This window comes from Mesorhizobium sp. B2-8-9 (assembly GCF_006439475.1).
In the GTDB taxonomy this organism is placed as follows: domain Bacteria; phylum Pseudomonadota; class Alphaproteobacteria; order Rhizobiales; family Rhizobiaceae; genus Mesorhizobium.
Genome location: NZ_VFTQ01000010.1, coordinates 61080 through 77414, shown reverse-complemented (window position 1 = coordinate 77414; position 16335 = coordinate 61080). Strand labels below are relative to the sequence as shown.

19 protein-coding genes are annotated in these 16335 nt (G+C 63.6%); 6 read left to right on the top strand and 13 right to left on the bottom strand.

Annotated elements, in window-relative coordinates; genetic code table 11:
* Positions 1–127 precede the first annotated feature (127 nt).
* Positions 128–394, bottom strand: a complete 267-nt coding sequence (locus tag FJ423_RS14575; RefSeq protein WP_095767666.1) for a helix-turn-helix transcriptional regulator — start codon at positions 392–394, stop codon at positions 128–130.
* Between the two features lie 297 nt (positions 395–691).
* On the opposite strand from FJ423_RS14575, the gene FJ423_RS14570 reads away from it, so the two are divergent.
* Together FJ423_RS14570 and FJ423_RS14565 are read left to right on the top strand one after the other, a co-directional pair.
* A complete protein-coding gene (locus tag FJ423_RS14570) occupies positions 692–1300 on the top strand; it encodes a hypothetical protein (RefSeq protein ID WP_140842718.1) in 609 nt (202 codons plus the stop codon).
* A 304-nt stretch (positions 1301–1604) separates the two neighbouring features.
* Positions 1605–1865, top strand: coding sequence for a hypothetical protein (locus FJ423_RS14565; RefSeq protein ID WP_095767668.1), 261 nt, complete (start codon positions 1605–1607; stop codon positions 1863–1865).
* Positions 1866–1936: 71 nt separating this feature from the next.
* Here the strand turns inward: FJ423_RS14565 and FJ423_RS14560 are convergent, their stop codons facing one another.
* The 7 genes from FJ423_RS14560 to FJ423_RS14530 form a co-directional block, all read right to left on the bottom strand.
* On the bottom strand, positions 1937–2239 hold the full coding sequence (locus FJ423_RS14560) for a DUF883 family protein (protein WP_095767669.1): 303 nt from the start codon (positions 2237–2239) through the stop codon (positions 1937–1939).
* Between the two features lie 97 nt (positions 2240–2336).
* Positions 2337–2876: a MerR family transcriptional regulator gene (locus FJ423_RS14555; protein WP_140842716.1), complete on the bottom strand. Its 540-nt coding sequence runs from the start codon at positions 2874–2876 to the stop codon at positions 2337–2339.
* Positions 2877–3007: 131 nt separating this feature from the next.
* Entirely contained in the window at positions 3008–3331 is a 324-nt protein-coding gene (locus tag FJ423_RS14550; protein ID WP_040983242.1) for an integration host factor subunit alpha, read from the bottom strand.
* Positions 3332–3435: 104 nt separating this feature from the next.
* Positions 3436–4407, bottom strand: a complete 972-nt coding sequence (locus FJ423_RS14545; protein ID WP_095767671.1) for a beta-ketoacyl-ACP synthase III — start codon at positions 4405–4407, stop codon at positions 3436–3438.
* A gap of 9 nt (positions 4408–4416) precedes the next feature.
* The gene (plsX, locus tag FJ423_RS14540; RefSeq protein ID WP_095767672.1) at positions 4417–5484 is read right to left on the bottom strand and encodes a phosphate acyltransferase PlsX; all 1068 of its coding nucleotides are present in this window, start codon (positions 5482–5484) and stop codon (positions 4417–4419) included.
* A 130-nt stretch (positions 5485–5614) separates the two neighbouring features.
* Positions 5615–6163: a DUF177 domain-containing protein gene (locus FJ423_RS14535; protein ID WP_140842714.1), complete on the bottom strand. Its 549-nt coding sequence runs from the start codon at positions 6161–6163 to the stop codon at positions 5615–5617.
* A gap of 11 nt (positions 6164–6174) precedes the next feature.
* Positions 6175–6717: a ubiquinol-cytochrome C chaperone family protein gene (locus tag FJ423_RS14530; protein ID WP_140842710.1), complete on the bottom strand. Its 543-nt coding sequence runs from the start codon at positions 6715–6717 to the stop codon at positions 6175–6177.
* Positions 6718–6834: 117 nt separating this feature from the next.
* Between FJ423_RS14530 and FJ423_RS14525 the strand changes: the two genes are divergently transcribed.
* The 3 genes from FJ423_RS14525 to FJ423_RS14515 all read left to right on the top strand — a co-directional run bounded on the left by FJ423_RS14525 (position 6835) and on the right by FJ423_RS14515 (position 9034).
* Positions 6835–7359, top strand: coding sequence for an outer membrane protein assembly factor BamE (locus FJ423_RS14525; RefSeq protein ID WP_095767674.1), 525 nt, complete (start codon positions 6835–6837; stop codon positions 7357–7359).
* Positions 7360–7497: 138 nt separating this feature from the next.
* Complete coding sequence (locus FJ423_RS14520) at positions 7498–8043, top strand: dTDP-4-dehydrorhamnose 3,5-epimerase family protein (RefSeq protein ID WP_181174799.1); 546 nt, start codon at positions 7498–7500, stop codon at positions 8041–8043.
* 1 nt (position 8044) lies between these two features.
* Entirely contained in the window at positions 8045–9034 is a 990-nt protein-coding gene (locus tag FJ423_RS14515) for a glycosyltransferase family 2 protein (protein ID WP_246680168.1), read from the top strand.
* Between the two features lie 82 nt (positions 9035–9116).
* On the opposite strand, the gene FJ423_RS14510 is transcribed toward FJ423_RS14515, so the two are convergent.
* The 5 genes from FJ423_RS14510 to FJ423_RS14485 form a co-directional block, all read right to left on the bottom strand.
* Positions 9117–11258, bottom strand: coding sequence for a sodium-translocating pyrophosphatase (locus tag FJ423_RS14510; RefSeq protein ID WP_140842705.1), 2142 nt, complete (start codon positions 11256–11258; stop codon positions 9117–9119).
* A 243-nt stretch (positions 11259–11501) separates the two neighbouring features.
* Positions 11502–12251 (bottom strand): ABC transporter permease, encoded by a 750-nt coding sequence (locus FJ423_RS14505; protein ID WP_140842702.1) that lies wholly within the window; start codon positions 12249–12251, stop codon positions 11502–11504.
* The gene (locus tag FJ423_RS14500) at positions 12248–13186 is read right to left on the bottom strand and encodes an ABC transporter ATP-binding protein (protein WP_140842700.1); all 939 of its coding nucleotides are present in this window, start codon (positions 13184–13186) and stop codon (positions 12248–12250) included. The genes FJ423_RS14505 and FJ423_RS14500 overlap by 4 nt, the downstream gene beginning before the upstream one ends.
* Positions 13183–14346, bottom strand: a complete 1164-nt coding sequence (locus tag FJ423_RS14495; protein ID WP_140842698.1) for an ABC transporter permease — start codon at positions 14344–14346, stop codon at positions 13183–13185. Before FJ423_RS14495 ends, FJ423_RS14500 begins: the two co-directional genes overlap by 4 nt.
* Before the next feature lie 215 nt (positions 14347–14561).
* The gene (locus tag FJ423_RS14485; protein ID WP_140842693.1) at positions 14562–15473 is read right to left on the bottom strand and encodes an ABC transporter substrate-binding protein; all 912 of its coding nucleotides are present in this window, start codon (positions 15471–15473) and stop codon (positions 14562–14564) included.
* Positions 15474–15709: 236 nt separating this feature from the next.
* On the opposite strand from FJ423_RS14485, the gene FJ423_RS14480 reads away from it, so the two are divergent.
* On the top strand, positions 15710–16282 hold the full coding sequence (locus FJ423_RS14480; protein ID WP_095767682.1) for an NADPH-dependent FMN reductase: 573 nt from the start codon (positions 15710–15712) through the stop codon (positions 16280–16282).
* Positions 16283–16335: the final 53 nt, after the last annotated feature.

Here is a 16335-nt window from a genome sequence, read left to right as displayed (position 1 = left end):
TGCGTTGCGCATCCTTGTCTTGACGCATGCCGTTTCCCCAAAACCGCAGCGCATAGTTGGGCGACATGCATCAAAAAGCCCGCCAGGCATGCCTTGGCGGGCTTTCACATGGACGCTTGCTTGCGTCCTATTGCTGCGTGGGCCGGTTCTCGGCGGCCGGCACTCTGATCAATTCCTCTTCCGGCACCTGCAGGGCGGAAGCGATGCGCCGAAGCTTGGCGGGGTCGGCATCCTTGCCGTCCTCGATGTCGACGATCTCGCCCACGGCGAGGCCGCAGGTCAAAGAGAGTTCCTCGATCGTGTATCCCCTGGTTTCGCGCGCGGCTTTGAACGGGTTGAGGCCGGACGCGGCAATAATGTCGTTGGAAACAGCGTTTCGTACGGTGTTGGGCATGGCAACTCCTTGAGATGAAACAGGGTCGGATGAAATGTGGTGTTGCCTGAGACGGGCGGGAGAATGCTCGTTAACAAATGATTTGCCAAGAGCACCCATGCGGCGTCACGCGTTCGTGAAGCTGCGTTTCGGCTGATGCCTCGGGCTGCGTACATGTAAGGTCGCGCAGCGCTCAATCAAGTTCTTTTGAAGGTCCGCGGCCGGATCCGCCGGCATTTTCGACGTCTCGATTCGTTAGCTTGCCGTCACCGGTGGCCGACAGACGGCGCCGGACGTTTCTCGGAAGGATCGGATGCCATGACTTTGAAATCGTTCGCAATTGTGCTTGGCGCTGTCTCAAGCGTCGTCGGCGCGACACAAGCGTTGGCCGCGGATGCCATACGTGTTCGAGGCACTGTTGTCAGCGTTGCCGGATCGACGCTGACGGTCAAGGATCGCGACGGTAGAACCAATGTGATCACGCTCTCCAACGGATGGAAGATTTCAGGCGTAGCCACGGCCTCGACAGCCGATATCAAACAGGGCGATTTTCTCGGCATCGCCTCGATATCCAAGGCCGACGGCGGCAGCGGCGCGCTGGAAGTCGTGATCTTTCCGGCTGCTCTGAAGGGTACCGGAGAAGGCGATCGCGACTGGGATCTGCAGCCCAACAGCCGCATGACCAACGGCACCGTCGCCGATGTCACCGAGATCGAAGGCCGCACCGTCACGCTCACCTATGATAACGGCCAGAAGAAGCAGATCGCTATCCCCCAGACGACGCCGATCGTGACATTCGCCACCGCCACGCCGGCAGATCTCACGCCGGGCATCGCAGTGTTCGTCAATGCCGAGCGTGGCGGCGACGGCAAGCTGGTCGCGAACCGGGTCGTTGTCGGGAATCACGGCATCGCGCCGCCGATGTGAGGAGGCAGCGAGCGGCTCGAACAGCTTTGGCCGCTTGAACACTCGGCCTATCTGAGGCGGCGGCATCGCGGAGTGAGCCGCCTCCATGTCGGGTGCCGTGCGCCGGATGCGTGGCGCGCACCGAGGGGAGCCGCGCCGGGCCTTCCCAATCCGCCGATATCGCCGGTCAAATGAAAAAAATCGCGCATCATATGAACCTTTCCGTTGGCCGCAGCACCAAGCGGTCGTGGGCGCCGCGAGGTGCTCCTCACCCCAACGGGACGCCAGGACGGCGACCCCAAAACCAATGGAAGGAAATGCTCAAATGACCAACTTCAAGCGTATCACCCTGGCCGCGGCTCTTGTCGTCTCGGCTTTCGGCTCGGTCTCGGCTCCGGCTTTTGCTGGCACGCATCCGACCGGCGACGGCGGCGCGGTCTGTAAGGGCCATGGTTCTTGCCTGGTGCTGCAGCTGGATTGCAAAGGCACCTATACCGATGCCACCGACAAGAACGGCACCGTCTACGGCAAGTGCAGCCAGGTCATGAAGGTCGACCCGAAGACGCGGCTCAAGCTTGCGAACTGATCACCTGTAGCGGCATGGAAATGGCGGCCGTCGAGGACGGCCGCCATTTCTGTTTATATCCCGTCGATCGATCAGCGCCGGCCGATCAAAAGGCCGGCAAGCAGTCCGACCACAACCAGCCCGACGGCGGCGGCCGTCGCCGGATGATCGCGCGCCGTGCGCTCGATCGCCCTGCCCCTGCGCCTTATTGCCGGAAGCGCCTCGTGGAGGCGATCGGCAAGTTGCGAATAATAGTCGGACGCCGCCTCGCGGCCATCCTCGTAATAGGCGTCACCGCGCCTGGCCAGAACCTTCTTTAGGTCGTGCAGTTGTCGCGAAAGTGCCGCGACCTGCTTGTCGATATCAACGTCGGAGAGGGTCGAAAACGATGCCATGCTTGTTGTCCTTCTCTTCGAGAAGGCCTAACGCACGGGCGAAGAGCCCGTTCCGGCCGACCGACCGACCGAGCACCGTCAAGTCGGAGATGACCGTTCAACGAACCTGGTCGAGCAGGCGCTTGCATTCCAGCAAGTCGAACAGCGCCTCCTGCAGCAAGGCGCGATTGTCACGCGACAATCTCGACGAGTCGGGTTGAACCGGACCTTCGTCGTCGCTCTTGCCGAGGCCGAAGAAACGGCGGCTGGGCTTCACTTTCGGCTGGCCGACCAGCGCGTCCTCGTCGCCGCGCGGCTGCGCGGCCGCCGTCAGCGGCACCTGCTCGGCCTGGCGGCGCTGGGCGATGGCCTCCACCGCGGCCATGTCGCCATTGCCGATGGCGACCAGGAAATGGTTGCCGTTCTCGCGCAACAGCTTCTGCACGCCTTTGATCGTATAGCCCTGATCGTAGAGCATATGCCGGATGCCCTTGATGAGCTCGACGTCTTGCGGCCGGTAGTAGCGCCGGCCGCCGCCACGCTTCATCGGCTTGATCTGGGTGAAGCGGGTCTCCCAGAAACGCAGCACGTGCTGCGGCAGGTCAAGATCTTCCGCGACTTCGCTGATGGTGCGGAAAGCATCGGGGCTCTTGTCCATGGGCCAATCCTCCACACTGGACCACGATCCTGGCATGGTGCCGAATCGCGCCTTATTTCAGCGATTTATGAAACGATATTCAAGCCCAGCTTGAAAACCACCGGCGGTTTTCAACCGCATTCGCCAGCAAACTACTTGCCGCCCTTGCCCTTGCTGTTCTGATGCGAACGCAGGATCCGGTTCTTGAGCACGTTCGAGGACTTGAACGTCATCACCCGGCGCGGCAAGATCGGCACTTCCTCGCCCGTCTTGGGATTGCGGCCGATGCGCTCGTTCTTGGAGCGGACATGGAAGGTGGCGAAGGATGACAGCTTGACCGTCTCACCGCGAACGATGGCTTCGCAGATTTCGTCCAGCACAGCCTCGACGAGTTCCGCCGATTCCGTTCGCGACAAACCAACCTTCCGGTAAACGGCTTCAGCAAGGTCGGCACGCGTAAGTGTCTTTCCCCCCATGCGACCGTCCCATCTGCTCGCAAAAACGTAAATCGATACAGGCAAAGGCTGAGCCTAAGTAATTGATCCGGCAAGGTCAAGGACCGAACCGGCGAGTTCGGCACTTACCAGCGGAGCAACACCGCGCCCCAGGTGAAGCCTCCACCCATCGCCTCGAGAAGAACCAGGTCGCCCTTCTTGATGCGACCGTCGGCGACGGCCACCGACAAAGCGAGCGGCACCGAAGCAGCCGAGGTGTTACCGTGTAAATCGACAGTGACCACCACTTTCTGCTCGGCAATCCCGAGCTTCTTGGCGGAAGCGTCAATAATCCGTTTATTGGCCTGATGCGGCACGAACCAGTCGAGGTCCTCGGCCGTTATGCCGGCCTCGCTGAAGGTCGCTTCGATGACGTCGGTGATCATGCCGACGGCATGCTTGAACACTTCACGGCCTTCCATCCTCAGATGGCCGACGGTTCCCGTGGTCGAAGGACCTCCGTCGACGAAGAGCTTGTCCTTGTGCACGCCGTCGGAGCGCAGGCTCGCGGCCAGCACGCCGCGATCGGTGATGGCGCCGGCTCCGTCTTCCGCTTCGAGAACCAGCGCGCCGGCGCCGTCGCCGAACAGCACACAGGTCGAGCGGTCGCTCCAGTCGAGGATGCGCGAGAATGTCTCCGAGCCGATCACCAGGACGCGTTTGGCCAGGCCGCCGCGGATATAGAGATCGGCAGTGGCAACGGCGTAAACGAAGCCAGAGCACACGGCTTGCATGTCGAAGGCAAAGCCGTGATGCATGCCGAGCCGGTTCTGGATTTCGACAGCCGTCGCCGGAAACGTGTTGTTGGGCGTCGAGGTCGCCAGGATGATGAGATCGATATCGGCCGGCGTCATGCCGGCGCTGTCGAGCGCGGCCCGCGCCGCATCCTCTCCAAGCGAGGCAGTCGTCTCGTCGTCGGCGGCGACGTGGCGCTGGCGAATGCCGGTGCGCTGGACGATCCACTCGTCGGAGGTCTCGACCATGCCTTCGAAGTCGGCATTCTTCATGATGCGGCGGGGCAGCGCGGCACCGTTGCCGCGCACGACTGATCTGATCAAGGCTCTTTCCTATTCCTCGGCGTCGGCGACGCCGGACTTCCTGTTTGCCTGCGCGGTCGGGTTGCGCGCATGGAACAGATCGAGGTCGGCCTCGATCCGGTCAAGCAGATTGTTGCGTACCATATCGTAGCCGAGCTCGATGGCGGCCGCGAATCCGTCCGAATCGGCGCCGCCATGGCTCTTCACGACGATGCCGTTCAACCCCAGGAAGACGCCACCATTGGAGCGACCGACATCCATTTTCTCGCGCAGCCTGTCGAAGGCGCCCTTGGCGAAGACGTAGCCGATCTTGGCCATGAGCGTGCGGCTCATGGCGGCACGCAGATAGCCGGCGATCTGCCTTGCAGTGCCCTCGGCGGTCTTGAGCGCGATGTTGCCGGCGAAGCCCTCGGTGACCACCACGTCGACCGTGCCCTTGCCGATATCGTCGCCCTCGACGAAGCCGCGATAATTCATCGAGGCCATGTTGGCCTCGCGCAACATGCGGCCGGCTTCCTTGACCTCTTCCTGGCCCTTGATCTCCTCGACGCCGACATTGAGCAGACCGACGCTCGGCCGCTCGACGCCAAACACCGAGCGCGCCATGCCGGTACCCAGAATGGCGAAATCGATAAGCTGGTGCGCATCCGCGCCGATGGTGGCGCCGACGTCGAGCACCACGCTTTCGCCGCGCGTCGTCGGCCAGAGCGCCGCGATCGCCGGGCGGTCGATGGTGGCCATCGTGCGCAGGCAGAATTTCGACATCGCCATCAGCGCGCCGGTGTTGCCGGCCGAGACGCAGGCCTGCGCGCCGCCGTTCTTGACCGCTTCGACGGCCTTCCACATCGACGACTTCCAGCGGCCGTGGCGAAGCGCCTGGCTCGGCTTGTCATCCATGCGCACGGCGATCTCGCAATGGACGAACTCGCATATCTCGGCGAGTTTCGGGAACTTGGCGAGCTCTGGGCGCACCACGTCCTCGCGGCCATAGACGACGAAGCGGATGTCAGGGCGGCGGATGGCGACGGTCATCAGCGCCGGGATGACCACGCTTGGTCCGTGATCGCCGCCCATGGCATCGATGGAAATCCTGATCACGTAGTGCTTTTCTCACGGTTTGCCTGGCTTGCGGCGGACGCCTGCCGAGGTAAGGGGCCTCGCGAAGGTTCGGCGAAAATAACGGTTTTGTGCCTGCGCACAACCAACTTTTCCAAAATCCGGACCACCCTCAGGATTTCCCAAGCAGCGAACGCAGCTTTTTTTGGAATTCGCTTTCCTCGGTCTGATCGTCGCCGGCAACGTCGAGCGAGGCTCCCAACTTGCGCGGATAAGGGTCGATAGCCAGACCGAAAAACTGTTCGGCCAGCCCGCCGACATCGATGGTGTCGCCGGAAAATGTCTCCGGACTGTCCGGCCCGTCGGCGTCGAGGACGATCTCGCCGCCGCCTTCGAAACCTTCGCGCCCAAGCTTCGACTGCTCGGGCAGAAACAGCGCCTCGACGAGCTCGTCGATATGCGCGGCGACCGGATCCAGGGTGACGATGCAGGCTTGCGTGATGTCGGCCGCGACGCGACCGGTGACCTTGACGCCATTGCGCTTCCAGGGAACCACAAGCAGTTCGGCGCGATAGCTCTCGACCGAAAGCAAATCATAGTCGGCGGCAAGCGCCTCGCGCTGGCGCTCATCGGCCTCGACAAGGACAGGCAAGCCCTTTTGCGGCAGGCGCGCGACATTGGCGACGAAGGATACCGGGCTGCGCAGTTCGGCGTCTTTCATGTCGGCCTCCTTCACGCTGCCCCCGCCGCCGGGAACGCGGCGGTGCCGGCAGCGATCGATTCGGTCGGCTGGGCGGCAAGCTTGTGCGAGGCCTCGCAGACATAGTCCGCCAGCAGCGGCGCCTGCGGCCAGGGGCCGGAGTCCGGCCTGACGTTGCGGGCGAGCGCCGCCGCAAGCGCCACCCGATCGTCTTCCTTGAGCGCCTCGTCATAGGCAGCCGTACGGCCGTAAAACATCTTTGCCAGCTTCTTCATGCGTTTGGGCACGCCGACATCGCCAATGCCAAGTTCGCGCAGCGAATGCTCGACATCGAGGAAGAACTCGTCGATCAGCACTTGCGCGACCTCGGCGGCAACGCCTTGTTCGCCATGCAGCCGGTGCTGGACGAGATACATGTGCAGCGACAGCATCTCGAAGCGGCCGAGCGGCGTATCCGGCACATTCCAGTCGGAATAAAACACCGTTTGCCGCGCCGCCGCCACGATTTGTGCGTAGAGCGCGTCGGTGATAGCGCGGTTGGCATTGCGTTCGCGGCCAAAAAGGCGCTGGAACATTGAGGGCGGTCTCCCGGGGACCTGTTGTTTGATTTGGCCTTGTTGCATCGGCATGCAAGCTGGTTTACCGGTTTTGCGGCCCAGCGCAAGTTGCGGGGATGTGATGGAGATTTGTTGTTGGGTGCGCTGAAATTCAAGTCGTTCTTTGCGCCCGCCCCAGTGGGCGCGGCTTCGCTGCTGGTAATGGTGTCAGCGCTTTCCGCCTGCAATTCGTCCAAGATGTTCGGAGATCTCCATCCGAGCGAGACGCTGACGAAAGGCTACGTCATCGACCAGCAGGCGATCGATTCGGTGCCGGTCGGATCGAGCCGCGAGCAGGTGCTTCTGGCGCTGGGCACGCCGTCGACGACGGCGACCTTCGACAACGAGGCCTTCTACTACATCTCGCAAACGCGCAAGCGCTATGTCGCCTTCGACAACCCGCGCATCATCGACCAGCACGTACTGGCGGTCTATTTCGGCGCTGACGGCCGCGTCACCCAGATCGCCAATTACGGTCTCAAGGACGGCAAGGTCTTCGACTTCATCTCGCGGACGACGCCGACCGGCGGCAAGGACCAGAACTTCCTGAGCCAGGTCATCAGCGGCGCCAGCAAGCTGGCGCCCGGCATTCCCGGCGGCGGTAGCGGCGGTACGCCCTGAGTTCGCTCGCCCGGCAACCTGATTGAACGAAAGACTTCGATTGACGGTCTTTCGTCGCCTGCCGGCGACCGTCCGACTGCGCTTGCCTATGCCCGCATAGCCACGTATGACGCTTTGGCGATTTCCGGGGGGCTGGATATGAGCAACAACGATCGTACCGTACCGCAGGGCTGGATGGCCACCGGCACGCCTGACCAACAGACGGTGACGCCGGACTGGCTTGCCGTCGATGCGCCGCCGATCGAGGGCGTCACATTCAAGGAAATCAGACCCGTCGCGACTTCCAACGGCTACCTGACCGAGATCTTTCGCGAAGAATGGGCTCTCGATCAATCGCCGGTCGGGCAAGTGTTTCAGCGCACCATGTATCCGGGCGCAGTGACGGGCTGGCACGCACATGCGGCGACTCTCGACCGCCTGTTCTGCTGCGCCGGCAGCGTGCGGATATCGCTTTTCGACGGGCGCAAGGCTTCGCCCAGTTTCGGCACGGTCTGGCACAAGATCGTCGGCGCCTCGCGACCGGCAATCGTCACCATTCCGCCCGGCGTCTGGCACGGTGTCGTCGCCCTCGGACCGGAGACAGCGTTGCTGCTCAACCTTGTCGACAAGGCTTACGCCTATGACGCGCCCGACCATTGGCGCCTGCCGCCCGATACGGAACAAATCCCCTACAAGCTGGTGTAGTGTGGAAAAGGGCGGTCAAGGCGCGCCAATCGGACCGATCGAACCGCTGGTCTCGATCGTGATGGCGACGCACAATCGTCCGGCGGTGCTGCATCAAGCCCTGAAGAGCCTCATTGGTCAGACCCTGCAGGACTGGGAGGCCATAGTCATCGGCGATGCGTGCCGCCCTGACACCGCGGCCATGGTCGCTGCATTCGAAGACGCCCGCATCTGCTATATCGACCTTCCCGTGAACTTCGGCGAGCAGTCGGGTCCGAACAATATCGGCTTTGCCCGGGCCCGCGGCCGCTTCGTCGCCATCTTGAACCATGACGACCTGTGGTTTCCCGACCATCTGGCGTCCATGTGCGGCTGGATCGACGCCACCGGTGCCGATGTGGTGATCGCCCGAGGTGCAGTCATCGAGTCGTCCGCGAGCAAAGGCTCCAGGCATATGATCCTCGGAATGGGCCGGGACGGCTTCTATGACCCAGTTACCACTGTCGGATTCGGCTCCGCGCAAATGATCCGGCGCGCATCGCTGCCAGGGCTTGGGCCATGGCGCCCAGCCAGCCAGTGCGTTTGCGAGAGTTCCCAGGACTGGCTGTTCCGTGCCTGGCGCAAGGGTGCGGTGATTGCGACAATGCCCCATCTGACCGTGCTCATGCTGCATTCGGGCAAGCGCGAAGGCAGCTACGCGCGAGATACGGCGCGGGAACAGGAAGAACTGATGGACGCGATGGATGCTCCAGACGCGTTGCGGGTCAGGATTCTCGGCAACGCCGAGGAACCCACCCCCCTCAAGCGCTTCCGCTATCTCAAACGCAGGCTTCTGGCGATGCTTGGCATACATCCGCGGGCGCGGTCCTTCCGTCGCCAATATCGCCGCGGCGCGTTCATTGCCATGTTGCGCAGGACACGCGGCTTGCCGCCGATGCCCGAACGAGAACCAGACGCCAACGCGTTGCTGGCCCGCTATCGCCGTGGCGGCGAAAGGCCGGAAGCCGGTTGAGTGCCCCGGAATGCGTGATTTCATGCCGAAACACAAAGCCCGCGGGATCGCTCCCGCGGGCTTTGTCGTGGAATAGCCGCAATCAGCCGTGCGCGAGCACGGCGAGCAGAAGCAGCGCGACGATGTTGGTGATCTTGATCGCCGGGTTGACGGCCGGGCCGGCGGTGTCCTTGTAGGGATCGCCGACGGTGTCGCCGGTGACCGAGGCCTTGTGTGCTTCCGAACCCTTCAGGTGCTTGACGCCGTCCTTGTCGGTAAAGCCGTCCTCGAACGACTTCTTGGCGTTGTCCCAGGCGCCGCCGCCGGACGTCATCGAGATGGCAACGAAGAGGCCGTTGACGATGACGCCGAGCAGGGAGGCGCCGAGCGCCGCGAAGGCCGAGGCCTTGGAGCCGGAGATCAGCAGCACGCCGAAATAGACGACGAGCGGCGCAAGCACCGGGAGCAGCGACGGGACGATCATTTCCCGGATCGCCGCCCTGGTCAGGATGTCGACGGCGCGTGCGTAGTTCGGCTTCGAGGTGCCGGCCATGATGCCCTTGTCCTCGCGGAACTGCTTGCGCACTTCCTCGACGATCGAGCCGGCGGCGCGACCGACGGCGGTCATCGCGATACCGCCGAACAGATAGGGGATCAGACCGCCGAAGATGAGGCCGGCGACGACATACGGGTTGGAGAGATCGAACGAGATCTCGCCCATGCCCTGGAAGTAGGGGTACTTATCGCCATTGGCGGCAAAGAACCTGAGATCGTTCGAGTAGGCAGCGAACAGCACCAGCGCGCCGAGGCCGGCCGAGCCGATGGCATAGCCCTTGGTGACGGCCTTGGTGGTGTTGCCGACGGCGTCGAGCGCATCGGTCGAGTGGCGCACTTCCTTGGGCAGGCCGGCCATTTCGGCGATGCCGCCGGCATTGTCGGTGACCGGGCCGAAAGCGTCGAGCGCCACGATCATGCCGGCCAGCCCGAGCATGGTGGTGACCGCGATCGCTGTGCCGAAAAGGCCGCCGAGCTGATAGGTGGCGATGATGCCGCCGACGATGACGATGGCCGGCAGCGCCGTCGATTCCAGCGAGACCGCGAGGCCCTGGATGACGTTGGTGCCGTGGCCGGTCACCGACGCCTGAGCGATCGAGTTCACCGGACGCTTGTTGGTGCCGGTGTAGTATTCCGTGATCACGACGATCAAGCCGGTCACCGCCAAGCCGATCAGGCCGCAGATGAACAGGTTCTTGCCGGTGATGACGATGCCGGCGACGGTGCCGACCTCGCCCCAGCCGAGCGTGGCCGATGTAGCGGCGGCGAGGCCGACGATCGACAGCAGGCCGGTGACGATCAGGCCCTTGTAGAGCGCGCCCATGATCGAGCCGTTGGAACCCAGCTTGACGAAGAAGGTGCCGACGATCGAGGTCAGGATGCAGGCGCCGCAGATGGCCAGCGGATAGAGCATCGCGGCCCCCAGCATCGCGGTACCGCCGAAGAAGATGGCGGCGAGCACCATGGTGGCGACGACGGTCACCGCATAGGTCTCGAACAGATCGGCGGCCATGCCGGCGCAATCGCCGACATTGTCGCCGACATTGTCGGCGATGGTGGCCGGGTTGCGCGGATCGTCTTCGGGGATACCGGCCTCGACCTTGCCGACGAGATCGCCGCCGACATCCGCACCCTTGGTGAAGATGCCGCCGCCGAGACGGGCGAAGATCGAGATCAGCGAGGCGCCGAAGCCGAGCGCGACGAGCGAATCGATGACGACGCGGTCGTTCGGCTGCAGGCCCATCGGGCCGGTCAGGATGAAGTAGTAGATCGAGACGCCAAGCAGCGCCAGGCCCGCGACCAGCATGCCGGTGATGGCGCCTGACTTGAAGGCGATGTCGAGGCCGGCGGCGAGGCTATTCGAAGCGGCTTGCGCGGTTCGCACATTGGCGCGCACCGAGACATGCATGCCGATGAAACCGGCGGCACCCGAGAGCACCGCGCCGATCAGGAAGCCGATGGCGGCGGTGATCGAAAGCAGCCACCAGGCAAGCAGGAGAACGACGATGCCGACGATCGCGATGGTCGTGTACTGGCGCGCCAGGTAAGCCTGGGCGCCTTCGCGGATGGCGGCGGAGATTTCCTGCATGCGCTGATTGCCCTGATCGGACGCAAGGACCGAACGTGTCGCCCAGATGGCGTACAGAACTGACAGCAGGCCGCAGGCGATGACGGCGGTAATGATGGTCATTGCCGGATTTTCCTCGATTGATGGCCCAAAAGAACCCCTCCCTGGGCCGTTGGAACGGAGATGGATGCCGCATGCGGAATCCACCCCTTGGCTGGGGTGTATGCGAAACAGGGCTTGGAACGTCAAGATATTGTTCGGTTTTTGCCCGGCTTTCGCCCAAAAGACGATGGTGCCAATAGCTGTGTCGGCGCAGGCTTCGAATTAGATCGATTGAAATGACGCCGGGTACTGCCGGCCAACCAGCTACTCCGCCCCCTGCCCCATACGCCGCGCGGCGTAGCGTTCGATCGCCGACAGGCCGTCATAGATCAGCACGGCAAGCGCCGCGACGATCAGGCCGCCCTGCAGCACGAAGGCAAGGTTGTTCGAGATCAGGCCGGCGATTATCACCTCGCCGAGCGTCTTGGCGGCAACCGTTGAGCCGATGGTCGCGGTGGCGAGGCTGATGACCACCGAGAGCCGGATGCCGCCGAGGATCACCGGGGCGCTCAGCGGCAGCTCGACCTTCATCAGCCTTTGCCAGCCGGTCATGCCTGCGCCGCGCGCCGCTTCCATCACGTTGCCGGGCAGCGTGGTGAGCGCCGTCAGCGCATTCTCGAAGATCGGCAGCAGGCCGTAGAGGAAGAGCGCGATCAGCGTCGGCTTTTCGCCGAAGCCGACGGCCGGCACGGCAAGCGCCAGCACGGCAACGGGCGGGAAGGTCTGGCCGATATTGACCAGGCTGCGCGACAAGGGCAGGAACTCGGCGCCCGCCGGCCTGGTGACCAGGATGGCTAAACCCATCGCGATGGTCGTCGCCGCCACCGTCGCGATCAGCACGATCCTAAGATGCTGCAATGTCAGCGTCAGCAGGCTGCCCTGGTTGTAGATCGCCGGCGCGCCATTCTCGGTCAGGGGTTTCAACAGCGGTTCAAACCAGCCGGGGGCGGTGATGAAGACCACCAGCAGCACCAGGACAGCCAGCCTCAACAGCGCGGGCAGCCAGGCTTTCATTGCGGCCTCGCCGCGCGTTTCACCAGGCCTTCGATGGTGACCCGACCGAGCAGCTTGCCGTCGGCGCCTTTCACCGGCAGCGCCGGGCGTCCTGACCACAACAGCTCGGCCAGGGCGTCGCGCTGCGTGGCTTCGCCGCGGATCGCCTCGCCTTCGGCACTGCCGGGCTCCACGGCGTCGCGCACTGGCCCCAGCGACAGCAGCCGGAACGGCCTTTCGCTGGCGCCGACCAGTGTCTCGACGAAGCCGTTCGCAGGCCTGGCCAGAATCTCCGCCGGCTTTGCGTATTGCACCAGCTTGCCCGCATCCATGACGGCTATTTTGTCGCCCAGATGCACCGCTTCTTCCATGTCGTGGGTGACGAGGATGATGGTGGTGCCGAAGCGCTTCTGGATCGTCAGCAGATCCTCCTGCGCCTTGGTGCGAATGATCGGGTCGAGCGCGCCGAAGGGTTCATCCATCAAAAGCACGTTGGGCTCGGCGGCTAAAGCGCGGGCAACGCCGACGCGCTGCTGCTGGCCGCCGGAAAGCTCGTGCGGGTAACGCGGCCCGTAAGCCTCCGGGTCGAGCTGGTAGAGCGTCATCAACTCGTCGACGCGCGCCTTGATGCGGTCTCGGTCCCAACCGAGCAGCAACGGCACGGTGGCGATGTTCTGCGCTACCGTGCGGTGTGGAAACAGGCCATGCCCCTGGATGGCGTAGCCGATGCTGCGGCGCAGCTGATAGCCGGGCAGCGAGCGGTTGTCGGCGCCGTCGAGCTTGATCACGCCCGCGGTCGGCTCGACCAGCCGGTTGATCATCCTGAGCAGCGTCGTCTTGCCGGACCCCGACGTGCCGACGATGGTGGCGACGGTTCGAGGCTCGATGACCATCGAAACATTGTCGACCACCGTCGTCTCGTCATAGCGCTTGGTGATGCCTTCGATTTCGATCATGCCGTTTCAACCCTGCGCTTGGTGGCGGTCATCTCGATGACCGCGTCGAGGATGATCGCCGCAGCAAAGGCCAGCGCCACGGTCGGCAGCGCGCCGAGCAGCACCAGATCCATGGCCGTCTGGCCGACACCCTGGAAAACGAACACGCCGAAGCCGCCGCCGCCGATCAGCGCGGCGATAGTGGCAAGCCCGATGTTCTGAACAAGCACGATGCGGATGCCGGTCAGGATCACCGGAAAGGCGAGCGGGAACTCGACATCGAAGAGGCGCTGGCGATCGGTCATGCCCATGCCGCGCGCGGCGTCGTTGGCGGCGCGTGGCACGCCGGCGAGTCCCACCACGGTGTTGGCCACCACCGGCAGCAGCGAATAGAGGAACAGCGCGACAAAGGCCGGCGCGGTGCCGATGCCCCTGATGCCGACCGCGGCGGCACCCGGCACGTGCAGGGCGACCCAGCCGAGCGGCGCGATCAGCAGGCCAAAGAGCGCGATCGACGGAATGGTCTGGATGATGTTGAGCACGTTGAGCACCCCTGCCCGCAGCTTCTCGACGCGATGGCACAAGATGCCGAGCGGTATCCCGACCACGACCGCGCCGGCCAGCGAACCAAGCGCCAGCGTGACGTGCTTGGAAGCTTCGGCCCAGAAACTGTCGGCGCGGCCTGCATATTCCTTGAGGATGGAAAGACTGTCCCAACGTCCCGAAACGAGCAGTGCGGCAATGGCTAAAGCGGCCAGCACCAGCACGCCGACGCGCGCCCTGGGCGACAGGTTCAGCCTGGTCAGCACATCGGCGAGGAGCAAGGTGAAGGCAAAGATCAGCAGCCAGAAACCCGAAGCCGGCGAGACGCGAGCGAAGGTGTTGCCGGTGGGCGTCAGAAAACCGCCGGCAACACCGATCAGGACCGATAGCGCGACCAGCGCCACGACGCCGGCGATCAGCCTGAGCAAAAGCGGCGTCCTGAGCAGGGCGACGATCGCGGCCCCTGTCACTATCGCCAGCAATAGCATGCCAAGCATGGACGGCAGCGCTTCCAGGATCGAGCGCGCCTGCCCCGGCACGATACGGTTGGCGCGGAACGTGGCGAACGGGGCGAGGAACGCGGCGTAGGCCACGATCGCGGCAATGACGACGCCGAGCTTGTCGAGGCGCAGGGTCATGACGCGCGTTTGCGCGAGGCGCCCCCCTCTGGCCTACCGGCCATCTCCCTCTCTAGGGGGGAGATCAGATGTCGCGAGGGCCTTCGCCAATCACCAAGGCCGGAGAAGGGAGCGAGGCGCAGCAACAGCCAATCTCCCCCCTTGAGGGGGAGATGTCCGGCAGGACAGAGGGGGGCGCCTCGCAACGACTTCTCGCTTTTCAAGGCGGGCTTATCTTACTTCAAAAACCCGTTCTTCTTCAAAAAATCCTCCGCGACCCCCTTCGCCGGCTCGCCGCCCAGCTGAACGCGGCCGTTGAGCCCCTGCAACGTGACGAGATCGAGCTTGGCGAAGACCGGCTTCAGCAGCGTCTCGATCTCGGGATGCTGCTTCAGGACCTCTTCCCGGATGATCGGTGCGGGCTGATAGACGGGCTGCACAGCCTTGTCGTCCTCGAGCACGACGAGGCCGGAAGGCTGGATGCCGCCATCGGTACCATAGACCATGGCGGCGTTGGCGCCGTTGGTCTGGTTGGCGGCGGCTGCGATGGTCGCCGCGGTATCGCCACCGGAGAGCGTGATCAGCTGGTCCGGCTTCAGCGTGAAGCCGTATGTCGTCTGGAAGGCCGGGAGCGCCGCCGCCGAATTGACGAACTCGGCGGAGGCCGCCAGCACAACCTTGCCGCCGCCCGCGACGTATTTGCCGAAGTCGGTCAAGGTGACGAGCTTGTTCTCGTCGGCCACTTCCTTGCGCAGCGCGATCGCCCAAGTGTTGTTGGCCGGCGACGGCGATAGCCAGACGATCTTGTTGGCATCATAGTCGAGCTTCTTGGCGGTTTCGTAGCCCTTGGCGGCGTCCTTCCAGACCGGATCGTCTGCCTTCTGGAAGAAGAAGGCGGCATTGCCGGTATATTCGGGATAGATGTCGATCTCGCCAGCGGCGATCGCCTTGCGCACCACGGGCGTCGCGCCGAGCTGGATCCGGTCGGTCGTCTTGATGTTGTTGGCGTTGAGCACGAGCTGGATGATATTGCCCAGCACCCCGCCTTCGGTATCAATCTTCGAGGAGACGACCACCTGAGCGCTGGCCGAGGCAGTGGCAAGGCCGAGCGCAATGGCTGCTACGGCGAGCTTTCCGATTGAAAACATTGTGGAATCCCTTGCTGTGAACCGATTGATCGGTGGCTGCATATGAGCACGGCTATAACAGGCAGTCGGGGTACACGGTTTCATAACTTGGGGGACAGGCGCAATAATTTTGTTCGATCCCACAAAAGCGCGGTTCCACCCGACATAGCGCGATGCCGACCTAAGGCCGGCTGGCGGCTTACCCCGTTTTGCGAAATATTGGGAAAGGCGGGTCGGCGGCCAAAAAGGAGTGTGTCATGGCCAAGCACAAAGTCGGCTACCTCATCGGCAGCCTCGCCAAGGGCTCCATCAACCGCAAGCTTGCGAAGGCTCTCGTCAAACTGGCGCCGCCGGAACTTGAGATGACGGAAATCCCCTTCAAGGACCTGCCGCTCTACAGCTACGACTATGACGCCGCCTTCCCGCCTGTCGCCCTGGAGTTCAAGAAAGCCATCGCATCCGTCCAGGCGGTGCTTTTCGTCACGCCGGAGTACAACCGATCGATCCCCGGCGGCCTGAAGAATGCAATCGACTGGGCCAGCCGGCCCTACGGCAAGAACTCCTTTGCCCGCAAACCGACTGCCGTCATCGGAACATCGCCGGGCGCGATCGCAACCGCGGTCGCCCAACAGAGCCTGCGCAGCGTGCTCAGCTTCTGCAACGCGCCCCAGATGAACTCGCCCGAAGCCTACATTCAGTTCACCCCGGGGCTGATCACCGACGATGGCGAGGTGACGGTGGCGTCAACAGAGACATTCCTGCGCAACTATATGCAGGAGTTCCACATGTTCATCGCGCGGGTCCTGCAGGTGCTCCCCCCGGATGCCTGACGCCGGTCGTTCAGGCCGGTTGTTCGAGAGGCCGGAAGAGCTGGTCGGGCGCC